The sequence below is a fragment of the Ectothiorhodosinus mongolicus genome (genome assembly GCF_022406875.1).
Classification (GTDB): Bacteria; Pseudomonadota; Gammaproteobacteria; order Ectothiorhodospirales; family Ectothiorhodospiraceae; genus Ectothiorhodospira; species Ectothiorhodospira mongolica.
In genome coordinates, this window is record NZ_CP023018.1 from 1,026,947 (window position 1) to 1,040,796 (window position 13,850).

At 53.6% G+C, this 13,850-nt stretch carries 12 protein-coding genes; all 12 read right to left on the reverse strand.

The window, feature by feature from the left end; genetic code table 11:
* Nucleotides 1–20 precede the first annotated feature (20 nt).
* Nucleotides 21–329 (reverse strand): thioredoxin family protein, encoded by a 309-nt coding sequence (locus CKX93_RS04750; RefSeq protein WP_159435527.1) that lies wholly within the window; start codon nucleotides 327–329, stop codon nucleotides 21–23.
* Nucleotides 330–482: 153 nt separating this feature from the next.
* Nucleotides 483–1,541 carry a tricarballylate utilization 4Fe-4S protein TcuB gene (gene tcuB / locus CKX93_RS04755; RefSeq protein WP_076755545.1) on the reverse strand — a complete coding sequence of 353 codons (1,059 nt, stop codon included), beginning with the start codon at nucleotides 1,539–1,541 and terminating at the stop codon, nucleotides 483–485.
* A 3-nt stretch (nucleotides 1,542–1,544) separates the two neighbouring features.
* Nucleotides 1,545–2,915, reverse strand: a complete 1,371-nt coding sequence (gene tcuA / locus CKX93_RS04760; RefSeq protein ID WP_076755546.1) for an FAD-dependent tricarballylate dehydrogenase TcuA — start codon at nucleotides 2,913–2,915, stop codon at nucleotides 1,545–1,547.
* The gene (locus CKX93_RS04765) at nucleotides 2,912–4,462 is read right to left on the reverse strand and encodes a cobyric acid synthase (RefSeq protein ID WP_076755547.1); all 1,551 of its coding nucleotides are present in this window, start codon (nucleotides 4,460–4,462) and stop codon (nucleotides 2,912–2,914) included. The genes tcuA and CKX93_RS04765 overlap by 4 nt, the downstream gene beginning before the upstream one ends.
* A 13-nt stretch (nucleotides 4,463–4,475) precedes the next feature.
* Nucleotides 4,476–5,972, reverse strand: a complete 1,497-nt coding sequence (locus CKX93_RS04770) for a cobyric acid synthase (protein ID WP_084178687.1) — start codon at nucleotides 5,970–5,972, stop codon at nucleotides 4,476–4,478.
* 161 nt (nucleotides 5,973–6,133) lie between these two features.
* Nucleotides 6,134–7,804 carry a magnesium-protoporphyrin IX monomethyl ester anaerobic oxidative cyclase gene (gene bchE, locus CKX93_RS04775; protein WP_076755936.1) on the reverse strand — a complete coding sequence of 557 codons (1,671 nt, stop codon included), beginning with the start codon at nucleotides 7,802–7,804 and terminating at the stop codon, nucleotides 6,134–6,136.
* Between the two features lie 173 nt (nucleotides 7,805–7,977).
* On the reverse strand, nucleotides 7,978–8,331 hold the full coding sequence (locus CKX93_RS04780; protein ID WP_076755937.1) for a cysteine-rich small domain-containing protein: 354 nt from the start codon (nucleotides 8,329–8,331) through the stop codon (nucleotides 7,978–7,980).
* 31 nt (nucleotides 8,332–8,362) lie between these two features.
* Nucleotides 8,363–9,286 carry an oxygen-dependent coproporphyrinogen oxidase gene (gene hemF, locus CKX93_RS04785; RefSeq protein WP_076755548.1) on the reverse strand — a complete coding sequence of 308 codons (924 nt, stop codon included), beginning with the start codon at nucleotides 9,284–9,286 and terminating at the stop codon, nucleotides 8,363–8,365.
* Nucleotides 9,283–9,843 (reverse strand): L-threonylcarbamoyladenylate synthase type 1 TsaC, encoded by a 561-nt coding sequence (gene tsaC / locus CKX93_RS04790; RefSeq protein ID WP_076755938.1) that lies wholly within the window; start codon nucleotides 9,841–9,843, stop codon nucleotides 9,283–9,285. Before tsaC ends, hemF begins: the two co-directional genes overlap by 4 nt.
* A 10-nt stretch (nucleotides 9,844–9,853) precedes the next feature.
* Nucleotides 9,854–12,211 carry a DNA topoisomerase I gene (locus tag CKX93_RS04795; RefSeq protein ID WP_076755549.1) on the reverse strand — a complete coding sequence of 786 codons (2,358 nt, stop codon included), beginning with the start codon at nucleotides 12,209–12,211 and terminating at the stop codon, nucleotides 9,854–9,856.
* A 31-nt stretch (nucleotides 12,212–12,242) separates the two neighbouring features.
* Nucleotides 12,243–12,716 carry a Smg family protein gene (locus CKX93_RS04800; protein WP_076755550.1) on the reverse strand — a complete coding sequence of 158 codons (474 nt, stop codon included), beginning with the start codon at nucleotides 12,714–12,716 and terminating at the stop codon, nucleotides 12,243–12,245.
* Nucleotides 12,717–12,718: 2 nt separating this feature from the next.
* Nucleotides 12,719–13,846 (reverse strand): DNA-processing protein DprA, encoded by a 1,128-nt coding sequence (gene dprA, locus CKX93_RS04805; RefSeq protein ID WP_076755939.1) that lies wholly within the window; start codon nucleotides 13,844–13,846, stop codon nucleotides 12,719–12,721.
* Nucleotides 13,847–13,850: the final 4 nt, after the last annotated feature.

Genomic DNA, 13,850 nt, shown 5'->3' on the forward strand with positions numbered 1-13,850 from the left:
CTTTCCTCACCGGATGTTGCTTAATGCGTCACGAAACCGCGCACTGTGTCTTCATCCTTGGCCCCCATCATGACTTGCTTGATCAGTCCTTTTTCGACACGAATCAGTGTCGGTGTGCCCATAACGCGAAATTTTTTAGCCATCTCTGGTTGTTGTCCTACATCGATGAACAACACGTTGTCTTGCTCGGACTGTAGGGATTCTAGAGTGGTCGATATCTGCTGACACATACTGCAGCGAGGGCTGAAAAAGTAGAGGATGAATTTTGCTTGAGGGTCTTGCTGAGCACTGAGTAGCGCTGCAAAATCTGGGGCAGGGCGGCCTTGCATACCCTTGCTTCGATAGAGAAAAGCGAATTGGCCCAGTAGAAACAAGGCAATTAAAATCGCGATAAGCCAGCCCGTAGTTCCCATTAGTGTAAAGCCTTGATCTCTTGGGTGCCGCGCCCCGATAGCGTGATTCTTATATTAGCACGCAAGCTTTCAGTCTGATTTGCTTTCCCCGTCCTCAATGAGAATTTTCGAGCGACGTTGATTTGTCACAAGTTTCTGCACTTTGGCGTCCACAAGGGCAAGAAAGCGATAACCACCATGGGTGAATTTGCTCAGAGGCATGAGTACAAAAAAAGCCAATACACAGCCCAGATGCAATGCCACCAAGATGGGCCCGGCATTGCTTTGCAGTAATAGCTTTGCAGCCAATCCGGTGACGGCGAGCAACCCCAAGAGTGTGAGTAGCAGATATCCCTGTGCTGCAGGAGCACTGGCTTTCAGTGCTATCCGCTCTTGAGTTTTGTGATACGCCAGCAGGAGAACACCCAGCAGGAGTACGAAGCCAAATAAAACGGCGAGGATATCGGGTAACAAAGGATGAATCGGGGCAAAGATCACGCTTATGGGGGTGGCTAAAATGCTCAAGAAAAAACCATAGAAAACGGCGTGATGCGCTAAGCGGCGGTGATCGGGGTGCTGGCTTTGTTGACAACCGCCACCACCGCCATCCAAATGGCGTAAAACTAGAGTATCGATTAGAGCGTCTCGCCAGGCTTGACCAGAGCGAGCATCAACGGTGGTGGCCCGCGTTTCTCGCCAAAACTGCAGCCAGGACATCGACATGCTGAAGATAGCCCACAATAAGCCGAGTGCAAGTAATGTGGGGGTCCACACTGACGGTGCCTGTATTCCCATTAGCAATAGAGGGATCAGGCCAATGATGAGCAGCCATACTGCACCCCAAAGTGGCTTCGTTATGAGCTGATCAGCAAAGCCTTTTGGCCAAGCGAATTGTTCGTAGCTGTTAACACGCGTGCGCGCCAAAGTTGCGGGCACGTCTATAGCAAAGGGGTGGGGCGGTGCGTACTGACACGCCGACCAGCAGGCACCACAGTTGTGGCAGAGGTTGGCCAAATGCACCAAGTCCTCGAGGCGCAGTTCGGAGCGTTGCTGTGCCGAGGGAAATACCGGACAAAGTCCCGTACAAAACCCGCATACATTGCAGAGTTTGAAGACGCGCCTTGCTTCTTGGTTAGATGACGAGTCCATGGGCTAGTGTCTCATCGCCACAGCGGCTTGCTGGCCCGCAATGCGCCCAAATACAGCTCCGACCGCTAAAGCCGCGCCGGCAGTGTAGCCGCCTCCGAGTATCGCCGGCGCCATAATCATACCCGCAGCAAACACCCGCTCACATGGGCCACCTTCTGTTATGCATACACGCGCTTTGCCATCGACTTGTATGCCAAACCCCGTGAAGGTAATGCCTGGACATAAGGCATAGGCGCTAAACGGGGGTTTTTTAAGGGCCATCGCGAATCGGCTTTTACGCGGAGTCGCAGTGCAGTGACAGTTCGCTGACGACGTTTCGGAGACAATATGGTCATGGTATTGGGACACTGTTTTCTGCAACTGCTGGGGGTCTACGTCAATGGCGCTTGCTAACTCGGTGAGGCTATGGGCACGAACGGGTTCATAAATATGGTCAGGGAGCTGAGTTTCACCATCGGCATCCAATAACAAGTAAGAAGGGCCATCTGCGTTTTGCAACAGGGTCTGACCCCAATAAGAATAGCGATGCGGACTGGTCATTTTTGCTTCATCAAAAAACCGCTCACCGCGCTTATTGATGACAATGCCCCAGTGTAGCCCGTCTGCGCGCGTGACAATGCCACCATCGGTCAGAGGTGCATCAGCGTGGACAGCGACCGCATGACATTGATCTCGCCTGCCGACCGGTTTGGCTCCCTGAGCCAATAAGTCCGACAATAATGCACCTGTTACCCAGGGCGAGCCTCGCACACGCAGATGGTCAGCCACGGGCCCTAGGTCTTCTCTGAGCTTATCTAAATTAGCTTGATAGCCGCCGCTACAGATAATCACGCTGGCGGCCCGCAGCGTGCATTGGTCCTGTGGCTGTTGCAGCACTATTTCGAAATTTTCACGGACATGCAGGGGCACATGCGTCACAGTAGTCTCTTGCAGGATTTCAACACCCAGTGTTTCAGCCCGGGTGAACAGTGCATTCATGGCATGTCGACCGCCACCCAAAAAGAAAGCTGTCTTACGTGAGTAGGGTAGATTGGCTTGTTCGATGGTTTCAAACTTCAGCCCTTGGCGCATGAACCAGTCGGGTAGCTCGGCAGACTGCTTGGCCAGGATCTGACACAGCTCAGGGTCACCCGCCCCATGATTGATCGCGTTTAGATCAGCCATATATTCGTCTACGCCATACTGGCCTGGAAAGAGCGGACTGGGTTGATCATGAGCAATGCGCAAATTGCGTGAATGCCGTGCATTGCCGCCACGTTGGAATTTGGGGGCGGAATCTACCAATGTGACCTTAGCACCATGCTCACTGGCACTGATGGCTGAGCAAAGCGCCGCTATGCCACCGCCAATAACCAAAACATCGGTGCTATTCATCGGCCGCCAAAGGGTTTTTCTGCCAAGCTCAGCAGGTGGTCTAGATCCAAATCCGCTTCAAGTTGAGCAGCGAGCTGGTCCAGCGTATTTTCCATGCGTTGCTGGTGCGCTATGCCGGATGCTTTGACGCCCAGAGTATCCAGCCAATGTGCGCGAAATGCATCATTATGAAATAGGCCATGAACATAGCTGCCAAAAACGCGCCCATCAAAGCCACACGCACCTTCTGCATCAACTGTGTCTTGCGTTTGCAGATTCAACCAGGGACTGGACAGCGCTGGGCCCTTTGAGACCCCCATGTGCATTTCATAACCCTGGATACGTGCCTTGGAGTGCTGATCCAGATGGTCCAGGGTACGCAAGGTTTTAGACACATCAATATGTGTTTCCATGTTGAGTAAACCCAGTCCTTGCGTACTGCCGGGCGAACCTTCTAAGCCATCCGGGTCATGGACGGCATTGCCCAACATTTGAAAACCGGCACATAAACCTACGACAACACCTCCACGGCGCACATGCGCTCGGATATCGTGATGCCAGCCTTCGGTATAAAGTGTCTTGAGATCTTCACGGGTAGCTTTTGAACCCGGAAGAATCACCACATCGGTATCTGCAGGAACCGGGGTTCCGGAAGGGAGCCAGAAGAGGTTGACCTCCGGTTCCGCCGCTAACGGATCTAAGTCATCAAAATTCGCTACACGAGGCAGTCGAGGGACTGCGATGTTTAATTTGGCGGATCGGCCAGATCGAGGACGATCCAGCGCTAGGGAATCTTCTTGAGGCAGTTGAGCAGCGGCATCAAACCAAGAGATTAATCCCAGACAGGGCCATCCGGTGATTTGACTCATGAGGTGCATTGCTGGGGCAAACACCTTCGGGTCACCACGGAAACGGTTAACCAGATAGGCCTTAATGCGCCGACGATCTGCTTCTGACCAGAGAGCATGACTACCCACCACAGAAGCCAGCATGCCGCCACGAGCATCCTCGCCCATGAGGACCACGGGTAAATCGGCAGCTTCAGCCAGGCCCATATTGGTAATGTCCTGGGGGCGCAAATACGTTTCTGCACTAGAGCCGGCTCCTTCTACCAAAACCAAGTCTGCCTCACTGGCAAGACGACGCAAGCTATCAAGAACGGCCGGCAGAAGCTGCGGTTTGATGTTTTGATAGTCAGCGGCAGAGATTTGCCCAATCACCCGACCGCGTAAGACGACCTGACTGCAGTCATCAGACTCGGGCTTGAGGAGCACCGGATTCATATGCACAGAAAACGACGATCCACAGGCCATGGCTTGTAATGCCTGAGCTCGGCCGATTTCACCTGCATGATCGGGCACATCAGAATCAACGGTGACTGCAGCATTATTGCTCATGTTTTGTGCTTTAAAGGGGCGTACGATAAGACCCCGGTTGGTGAAAGCCCGACATAGACCGGCAACAACTAGGCTTTTGCCCACATCCGCGTTCGTGCCTTGGAGCATCAGCACTTTGCCGCGTGTTGCGCGGTCAGGGCTTAACTTGGGGAAATCCAGAGTGCGGGCCATAGGCTTTTGGCGTTTAGCGCGCCAGCGACAACAGCGAATCCAAATCAAGATTGGCCTCGCAGTGATCCGCTAAAGCATCCAGCGCTGCTTCAATGCGTGCTTCGTAGGCTAGGTCCGAAGCTTTACCGCCAACTTGTGCCAACCAGTGACGGCGAAAGTCATCATTGCCGAAGATGCCATGGACATAAGCGCCGCTGACCAAACCATCAGCGGTTATTGCCCCCTCGTCGCGAACGGTTCCTGAAGCTTCGCTGAGTCGCAACCAGGGTTTTTCCAGGCCGGGGCCTTGCGTGCGACCCATGTGCATTTCATAGCCCGTGATGCTGCAACCCGAGAATGTTTCTGTTGCATGAAGTTCCAACAGTTGTTTATCGGGTGTCATTTCAGTCTCTAAATCCAGCAAGCCTAAGCCGGGTGTTTCACCGGGCTCACCTTCGATACCAGAAGGATCACGAATCACCTTGCCCAGCATTTGGTAGCCAGCGCACAGGCCCACCACCCGCCCACCTTGGCGCACGTGCGATTGAATATCGATGTCCCAGCCTTCGCGGCGCAGCGTATCTAAGTCGCCCCGGGTGGACTTCGAGCCAGGCAGAATGATCACGTCGGTATCGCGGGGTATGGACTGGCCGGGTTTTACCCAGCGCAAGTGAACGCCCGGTTCGGCAGCCAGCGGATCCATGTCATCAAAGTTGGCAACACGAGACAATTGTGGGATCGAGATATTCAGACTCCCTCCTTGACTCATCGCTGGTCTTTCCAAAGCCAAAGAGTCCTCCGCAGGCAATTGTGCTGCGGCGTCAAACCAACGCAGAACGCCCAGCGAAGGCCAGCCGGTACGCTCTGTCATCAGCTCCATGGCGGGTTCAAACAGAGATAAGTCACCTCTGAATTTATTGATAATATAGCCCACAACCCGAGCTCGCTCATCGGCTTCATACAGGGCATGCGTCCCCACAATCGCCGCCAATGCGCCGCCGCGATCAATATCTCCCAGCAAAACCACAGGTAGATCGACTAGGTTGGCGAGTTTCATATTGGTGATATCGGATTTGCGCAGATAAACTTCGGCGCCACTGCCGGCACCTTCAACCAGGACGAGATCGGCTTGTGCTGCAACACGATGAAAACTATCGACGACTGCTGGCAGTAGCTGAGGCTTCATCTTGTGATACACCTTGGCGCGACAAGTACCCAAGACTCGCCCGCGCAGCACCACCTGCGAACCGGCTGTGGTCTGGGGCTTGAGCAACACCGGGTTCATGTGAATCGACGGCGCTACGCCACAGGCTCGCGCTTGCAAAGCTTGGGCTCGCCCAATTTCACCGCGATGGGGTTGAGTCTCACCCTGTTGGTTTATTTCGGGATCACAGTCGCTGGTAACCGCTGCGTTATTGCTCATGTTTTGGGCTTTGAAAGGTCGCACAGTGAGCCCGCGTCGGGTGTAGGCGCGACAAAGGCCAGCTACCAAAAGACTTTTGCCCACATCGGAGCTGGTGCCCTGAATCATGAGCGCCCGCGAGCGCCGCGGAGCCAATTCAGGACGTGAGGGAAAATCGATGGCTGCTTCAGGATCATTAATCACAATGTTAAAAGTCCGGTTATTTCAAGCCACAAAGACCGAGGGCGCCCGCAGGCGCCCTCGTAAGCATACCTATTTTTCAGCCCAGGTCAGGCGTTTTCGCGGATATCAGTCTTGATTGTTTCACTGTCTAGGCTCTCCGCTAATTGCTGATCACCGCCGCCACAGACTTTCACCTGTACCGCTGCATCGCTGGCTGCTGCTTTGGCAGGCTTGCCGCCACGCTTGCGGATCGGAGCACTTTTCCACTTAATGACCTGTTCCTCAAGCTGCGGCTCAGGTTTCACCAGCGTGCGGCTGGTGTCAAAGTTCCAGTCCACCTTCTTGCGCGACTGTGGGCCCCAATAACCGGCTTTACCCAGGTCGTAGAAGCGTCGTTCAAACGCACTTTTCAAAAACGCTTTGAGGCAGCCGAGCAGGTATTTGCGACGCAAGCGATTGCGCTCCCAGGGATAACCGAGGAAGGCTTTCTTCATGTAAAAGCGTCTGTAGTTATGCATCACCCGATCCAGTAATTCACCACGGGTCATAGCTGCAGGCTTCATAATCGGTGTGACAAAGTTGTATTTTTCAAAGTCGAAAATTTCTACTTTGTCCTTGACGTCGTTGTACAAATCCGAAAATGGCCAGGGAGTGAACATCGCCCAATTCGCCATATCGGGATTCCAGTCCATACACATGCGGAAGGTTTCTTCGAGAGTTTCCGGGGTCTCATTGTCCAGACCAACAATGAACTGAGCTTCGGTGACGATACCGGCATTGCGCAGCAGTTCAATGGCCCGTTTGTTTTGGGCCACGGTGGTCTCTTTCACGAATGTATCGAGATTCATCTGCGCGGCGGCTTCGGTTCCTAGGGAAATGTGGACCAAGCCTGCCTTGCGATAAAATGGCAACAAATCCTCATCACGCATGATGTCGGTGACGCGGGTATTGATACCCCAAAGAATGCCCAAATCACGATCGATCAGTTCCTCACAGAACTCGACGAATTTGGCTTTGTTAATCGTCGGCTCTTCATCGGCCAGGATAAAGAAGCCAACGCCATGATCCTTCATGAGGATTTCGATTTCATCGACGACTTTCTTCGGGTCACGGACTCGGTAATCACGCCAGAACTTCCACTGGGAACAAAAGCTACAGGTGAAAGGGCAACCCCGCGACATGCTGGGCGTGGCAACCGGCACGCCAAGGGGAATGTAGATGTACTTCTTCCACTCCAAAATGCCCCAATCAGGGATAATCGAATCGACATCGCGAATGGTGGGTGCCGCTGGGGTGGCAATGACCTTGTCATCGTCATTAAATGCGATGCCTTTGATTTCGTTGCGGCACTCAGGCCAGCGACCCGCATCAATGGCTTGAACCACTTCAAGCGTGATGGATTCGCCTTCGCCACGAATGATCGCATCAATCCAGGGTGCCTCAGTGAGGACCTGTTGGAACATGAAGGTAGCATGAATACCGCCTAATAGCGTCACCGCATTGGGACAGACCTCTTTAGCGATTTTCAGCGTTTCCTCGGCTTTGTAAATGGCCGGAGTTACCGAGGTGCAGCAAATGACATCAGGATTTTCATGAGCAAAAATCTTGCGCAGATCCTCGTCACTGATTTCATCGGTCATGGCGTCGACAAAAATATAATCGTCATAACCGTTGGATTTGAGATAACCGGCTAGGTAGGCGACCCAGGCAGGAGACCACTTGCCGGCGATTTCAGCTCCGCCGGAATGATAGTTCGGGTGGACGAATAGGATTCGCATATGCATGCTCCGCAAAATAAGAAGCGAGACTTCAGAGGACTGGCGACTCGCAAATACCATAGGCATTAAAATCCTATGGTTTTCAAAATCGATCGTACGCGTGCGTTTTTACGGTTTCAACAATGCCCTAGTTTAGAGGTGTGGATACCTGATCAGGCTCAAGTTACCGCCAATTAGGGAGTGCGAGGTCGATAGTCGGGGATGGCTTCCTCGGGCAAATCCACTTGGAAACGAGTTTGTGGTTTGCCATCCCACAACACAGGCTGCTCTAACCATTTTTGGATGAAGTTCCAGGATTGCTTGATGCCATTATGCGGCAAATTGCAGCCACTGCAGTCTTTGCGCCGCATGCCATTGGCATCAATGAATACCTTATAGGGTCCCGGACACTCATAGGCAATTAGCGGGCAATAACAAAACAGACAATTGAATTCTCGTTTCACGCCTTTGTGGCAGGGCATGAAAGGGCATTCGTGATTGGTAAAGCCTTTGAAGGCTTCGTTGTCGGTGGTGTCTTTGGGCTGCATGGGATCAGCCTTGGGGATTTTGCGCAGTGTGTCAAGCACACCAGTCGCGGGGTTTTAAGAACTTTTCATACAGCTCAGACTCCGGGGAGCCCGGGGTGGCTTGCCAGTCATAAATCCAGCGAACTCGGGGTGGCAAGGACATCAGGATAGACTCGGTGCGTCCACCGGATTGAAGGCCGAACAGCGTGCCGCGGTCATAGAGCAGATTGAATTCGACATAGCGACCCCGGCGGTACAGTTGGAATTCCCGCTGGGCTTTTGTAAATGGAGTATCACAGCGCTGCTTAACGATGGGCAAATAAGCATCGAGATAGCCATCGCCGATGGCGCGCATAAAAGCAAAGCACGACTCAAAACCCCACTCATTCAAATCATCAAAAAACAGCCCGCCGATGCCACGCGGTTCATTTCGGTGCGGCAAATAGAAATACTCATCACACCAGTGTTTCAGACGAGGATAAACGTCATCACCAAAAGGCTGACAGATGGCTTTGGCTGTTTCATGCCAGTGGCGACAGTCAGCTTCAAAACCATAGTAAGGGGTCAGATCAAAGCCGCCACCGAACCACCAAACCGGCTCAGCATTGGGTTTTTCCGCCATAAAAAACCGCACATTGGCATGGGAGGTCGGTACATGGGGATTCTGAGGATGAATAACCAAAGACAGTCCAGCTGCTTGAAAGCTTCGCCCAGCGAGCTCGGGTCGGGTGACGGTTGCTGCGGCTGGCAGTTGTTTGCCGTTGACATGGGAAACATTGACACCAGCCTGTTCAAAAATATCCCCATCTTGAAACACCCTGGAGTCGCCGCCTCCGCCTTCAGGACGCTGCCACTGATCGCGGCGCCACTGACCCTTGCTATCTAAACTAGTCAACTCAGTGCAGATTCGCTGCTGCAGTTCATGCAGGTAGTCCACCACCTGGTTCAGATCCAGTGGCGCGGGCGTTGTAGTCATTGGCGGATAACCTGATCGGTTTTGAGATCGCGGATTTGGCTGGGCTTTTCATGACCACCCAGGGGTCCTTCCAGAATCGTATCCAGAAGCTCGCCAAGGGTTTCCTCTAGCATTTGCGGATCTGTGGCAGGAGGCGCCCCTTCGCGATTGGCGCTGGTGGAGACCAACGCCATACCCAATGCAGAGCATAGGCCCGCAGCCAAGGGGTGGGCGGTAACGCGCACAGCTAACGTGGCATGCTCGCCACACAGCCACTTGGGAGTGTCTGGCCTTACCGGCCATAGCCAAGTCACTGGGCCTGGCCAGGAGTCCATGGCCTTGGCCTTAAGTGCCGCATCGATGGGTTTGAGAAATGGTGCGACTTGAAAGAAATCACTGGCAATCAGGATCAGTCCTTTTTGCGGCAAGCGTTGTTTGACTTGCAAAATGCGATGCACCGCTTCTTCATTGCGTGGGTCACAGCCCAAGCCATAAACCGCTTCCGTAGGATAGGCTATGACTCCGCCTTTTTTGACGGTGGCGGCGGCAACGCTGATATCCGTTGTGCGGGTAGCCATAAGACCGGTTTTAGCTGGATTTGCCGGCAGACCGGGCTGCACTTTTCTTGGCGCGGGGCTTGGTGGCTGTTTTGCCGCGGCCACGACGCTGCGGGGCTGCAGCAAGCAGCTCCTGGCAGGTCTCAAGGTTTAACTCAGCCGGATCTTGATCTTTGGGAATGCGCGCATTTTTGCTGCCATCCGTGATGTACGGACCGTATCGGCCATTAAGTACCTGAATGCCCTCAGCTTCGAAGCTCTTGATAAAGCGTTGCGCATCCAGCTGTTTTTTCTCTTCGATCAGTTCCAAGGCTCTAGGTAATTCAATGGTATAGGGATCGTCATCGGCACCCAGAGAGGCATAACGTTTGCCAAATTTTACATAAGGCCCAAACCGACCAATGTTGGTACTCACTGGCTCGCCATCAGGGGTTTCACCCAGATCTCGTGGCAAGGTGAATAGCGCCAGAGCTTGCTCAAGATCCAAGCTGTCCATTTTTTGACCCGGTTGAAGGCTGGCGAAGCGCGGTTTTTCTTCATCATCTTTGGTGCCGATTTGTACCAGCGGACCATATCGGCCCATGCGCACGGACACTGGTTTGCCAGAGTCCGGGTCTATCCCCAGCTCGCGAGATTGGACCGCCTCGGCGCGGCTGACAGAGGTCTCCTTGTCTTTCACCTGGTCATGAAAATCTTTCCAGAAACCTTCCAGGACCGGGATCCAATCTTTCTCGCCGCGGGAAATTTCATCGAGTTCATCTTCCAAGCGGGCGGTGAAGTCATAGTCCACGTAACGGGTGAAATGCTGGGTGAGGAAACTATTAACGATGCGGCCTATTTCCGTGGGTGTGAAGCGGCGACTTTCCAGTTCGGCGTACTCACGTTGTAATAACGTGCTGATAATCGACGCGTAGGTGGAGGGCCGGCCAATACCGTGTTCTTCCAAAGCTTTGACGAGGCTAGCTTCGGTATAGCGTGGCGGCGGTTCAGTGAAATGCTGGTGGGTCAGTACATCCTGAAGCTGAATGGTTTCCCCCTCAGTGAGCTCGGGGAGCATGCGTTCATCGTTTTCTACCTTGGCATCGTCAAGGTCTTCGCGATAGACCGCCATAAAACCTGGATCTTTGACGGTCGATCCGGTCGCTCGGAATACATGTTTGGCGTCGCCTGCGTGAAGATCGGCGCCTACCGTATCAAGCGTCGCATGAATCATTTGACAGGCCACAGTGCGTTTCCAAATCAGATCGTAGAGTCGATATTGCTCTGGAGATAGATAGGTCTTGATCTCATCAGGCAGACGCATGGCGGATGTGGGCCGAATCGCCTCGTGGGCTTCTTGCGCATTCTTCGACTTGGTCTTGTAATGGCGCGCGCTCTCGGGGAGCTTAGCGTTACCAAAGCGTTTGGCGATGAGATCGCGTAGTTCCGACACTGCATCATTAGCCAACGATAGTGAGTCGGTTCGCATGTAGGTGATCAAGCCGATGGGCCCACCCCCCAGATCAACGCCTTCATAGAGTTGCTGTGCGACTCGCATGGTACGGCTGGCTGAAAATCCCAGTTTGCGAGAAGCCTCTTGTTGCAGAGTCGAGGTGGTAAAGGGCGGAGCGGGATGGCGTTTGCGGTCTTTTTTCTCGAGTTTGGCTACGCGCAAAGAACCTGCCGCCGCCGCGATCAAGGTATCGCGTGCAGACTGCGCCAGAGTCTCATTGTTGATGTCAAATTGATCGAGTTTGTTGCCTTGATAGATTTGTAGCTTCGCGGTGAAGGCTTGTGTGTCCTTCAGCGCCGCAGCGTCCAGCGTCCAGTATTCACGCTGCACAAAAGCTTCTATCTCCAGTTCACGCTCGACAATCATGCGCAAAGCCGGGCTTTGCACTCGGCCAGCTGAGAGACCCCGTTTAATTTTTTTCCACAGTAGCGGCGATAAATTGAAGCCCACTAGGTAATCCAAGGCGCGACGCGCCTGCTGTGCATTAATCAGGTCATTGGACAGATGCCGGGGTTTGGCGATGGCCTCACGTACGGCACCTTTAGTGATTTCATAAAACACCACGCGCTCGGCTTTCTTACCCTCAAGCAGGCCACGCTCGTTGAGCAGTTCATGCAAATGCCAAGAGATAGCTTCACCCTCGCGATCAGGGTCAGTGGCCAAGACGAGGGTATCCGCCTTTTTCAAGGCTTTGGCGATCGCCTCCACATGTTTTTCGTTGCGTTCAATAACCCGATAGTCCATGCGAAACCCGTGGTCGGGATCTACAGCCCCACCTTTGGGAATCAGGTCTCTCACGTGGCCATAGGATGCCAGTACCTCGTAATCGGATCCGAGGTATTTTTTAATGGTTTTGGCCTTAGCGGGCGATTCAACAATGACCAGGTGTTTGCTCATAGCCTGGTGACCTTAGTTTTCATGGCGGATTTCAGTGCAAGTACTCCGGAGGATGCTCGAAAATCATATTCTCTAACCAAGAGCATGCAGCCTCTTGGCCGGGTTCGTTAAACATGACCATTAGTGTAATCCACTTGGTCTCATCCAGACTGACGTTGTCGGCCTCGAGTTCCATGATGCGCGTGATGACGCGTTCTCGCATCGCCGACTCCAACACGCCGTTTTGTTCCAGAAACAATAAAAAACCGCGGCTATCAGCATCAAGCCGACGCATTTCTTGGGTCGAGTAGATGCGCAGTGACGATGCTGTGTTGAGCGTGCCTGGGGCGTGGTCTTCACTGGTGAGGCTCTCCAGCCATGCGAAGGCCTTACTGATCTCTTCGCCGGGGAAGCCTGCGTCCAACAAAGCATCTTGGAGTTGTTCGCGATCGGGTTCGAACTCGATATTGTCATCGATATAGTGTTCGAACAGGTACATCAAGACATCCAGTACGTTCTCTTTCATCCTCAGTTTTCCGACCGTGTCCGTGCGTACATTCCACCAGATAGAGAGGCCACTTGGCCGCGCAGTTCCATGATGAGCAGAATGGAGGAAACCGTCGCAACGGTCAATCCGGTGCGTCGCACGAGCGCATCTATCGAACTGGGGTCGTACCCCAGAGCGTCGAGCACTCGCCGATGTTCCGGGTCTTGTGCGGGCGTTTCTTTAAGATTGCTCGCGGGAAGGGGCTGAGAATCTGGAATGTTCAGCCCGGCGCCGACCAGTTCCTCGAGAATATCATCCGCTGTTTCCACCAGCTTGGCGCCCTCGCGAATGAGTTTGTGACAGCCCTTACTCAGCGGATTATGAATCGATCCTGGTATGGCAAATACTTCTCGACCTTGTTCTGAAGCGAGGCGGGCGGTAATCAATGAGCCACTGCGTGCGGCTGCTTCAATCACCAACGTGCCTAGGCTCATGCCAGCGATAATGCGATTGCGTCGCGGAAACAATGTCGGTTTAACCTCGGTACCTAGCGGCATTTCCGTAATGACCGCGCCTTCAGTGATGATTTGCTGGGCCAATTTCTGATGTTCCCGTGGGTAGATTATGTCCGCCCCTGTTGCGGTAACGGCCACGGTCAAACCTCCCGCTTGCAAAGCCGCTGAGTGAGCACAGGCGTCAATGCCCCGGGCTAGGCCACTGTTGATCACTAGGCCGGAACGGGCCAGCTGTGCGGCAAATTGATTGGCTGTGTCCTTACCACCTGCGCTGGGGTTGCGGGTGCCGATGATCGCAAGCATCGGCCAGTTGAGAATCGTTGGGTCACCGACGACGTAGAGAATGGGGGGCGCGTGGCCAGCAGCCAAGAGTTGTTGCGGATAGTGCGCATCTTGGCAGGTGAGGATGTGATGGTGTTCTTGCTCAGCCCACTCTAGGGCTCGCGCCGTGGCTGGCTCTTCAGCGGCATGGTGTTCCAGCGAACGCAAAGCCTCAGGTTTTAGGTCAAAGTGTTGCCAGGCGGGTGCGCCGGCCTGAATAAACTGAGTGGGCGATCCATAAACATCTAAAATCCTTTGAAAAAGGACTGCGCCCACGCCGGGCAGGCTGGTTAGTTTGAGCCAATCTGAAAGTTCAAGGCTGTCTTTGGGCATAGCA

Bases quoted from the DNA above. Each gene is read 5' to 3' on its own strand.
- CKX93_RS04750 (WP_159435527.1), bottom strand. From the start codon at position 329: ATGCAAGGCCGCCCTGCCCCAGATTTTGCAGCGCTACTCAGTGCTCAG.
- tcuB (WP_076755545.1), bottom strand. From the start codon at position 1,541: ATGGACTCGTCATCTAACCAAGAAGCAAGGCGCGTCTTCAAACTCTGC.
- tcuA (WP_076755546.1), bottom strand. From the start codon at position 2,915: ATGAATAGCACCGATGTTTTGGTTATTGGCGGTGGCATAGCGGCGCTT.
- CKX93_RS04765 (WP_076755547.1), bottom strand. From the start codon at position 4,462: ATGGCCCGCACTCTGGATTTCCCCAAGTTAAGCCCTGACCGCGCAACA.
- CKX93_RS04770 (WP_084178687.1), bottom strand. From the start codon at position 5,972: ATGATTCAGGGCACCAGCTCCGATGTGGGCAAAAGTCTTTTGGTAGCT.
- bchE (WP_076755936.1), bottom strand. From the start codon at position 7,804: ATGCGAATCCTATTCGTCCACCCGAACTATCATTCCGGCGGAGCTGAA.
- CKX93_RS04780 (WP_076755937.1), bottom strand. From the start codon at position 8,331: ATGCAGCCCAAAGACACCACCGACAACGAAGCCTTCAAAGGCTTTACC.
- hemF (WP_076755548.1), bottom strand. From the start codon at position 9,286: ATGACTACAACGCCCGCGCCACTGGATCTGAACCAGGTGGTGGACTAC.
- tsaC (WP_076755938.1), bottom strand. From the start codon at position 9,843: ATGGCTACCCGCACAACGGATATCAGCGTTGCCGCCGCCACCGTCAAA.
- CKX93_RS04795 (WP_076755549.1), bottom strand. From the start codon at position 12,211: ATGAGCAAACACCTGGTCATTGTTGAATCGCCCGCTAAGGCCAAAACC.
- CKX93_RS04800 (WP_076755550.1), bottom strand. From the start codon at position 12,716: ATGAAAGAGAACGTACTGGATGTCTTGATGTACCTGTTCGAACACTAT.
- dprA (WP_076755939.1), bottom strand. From the start codon at position 13,846: ATGCCCAAAGACAGCCTTGAACTTTCAGATTGGCTCAAACTAACCAGC.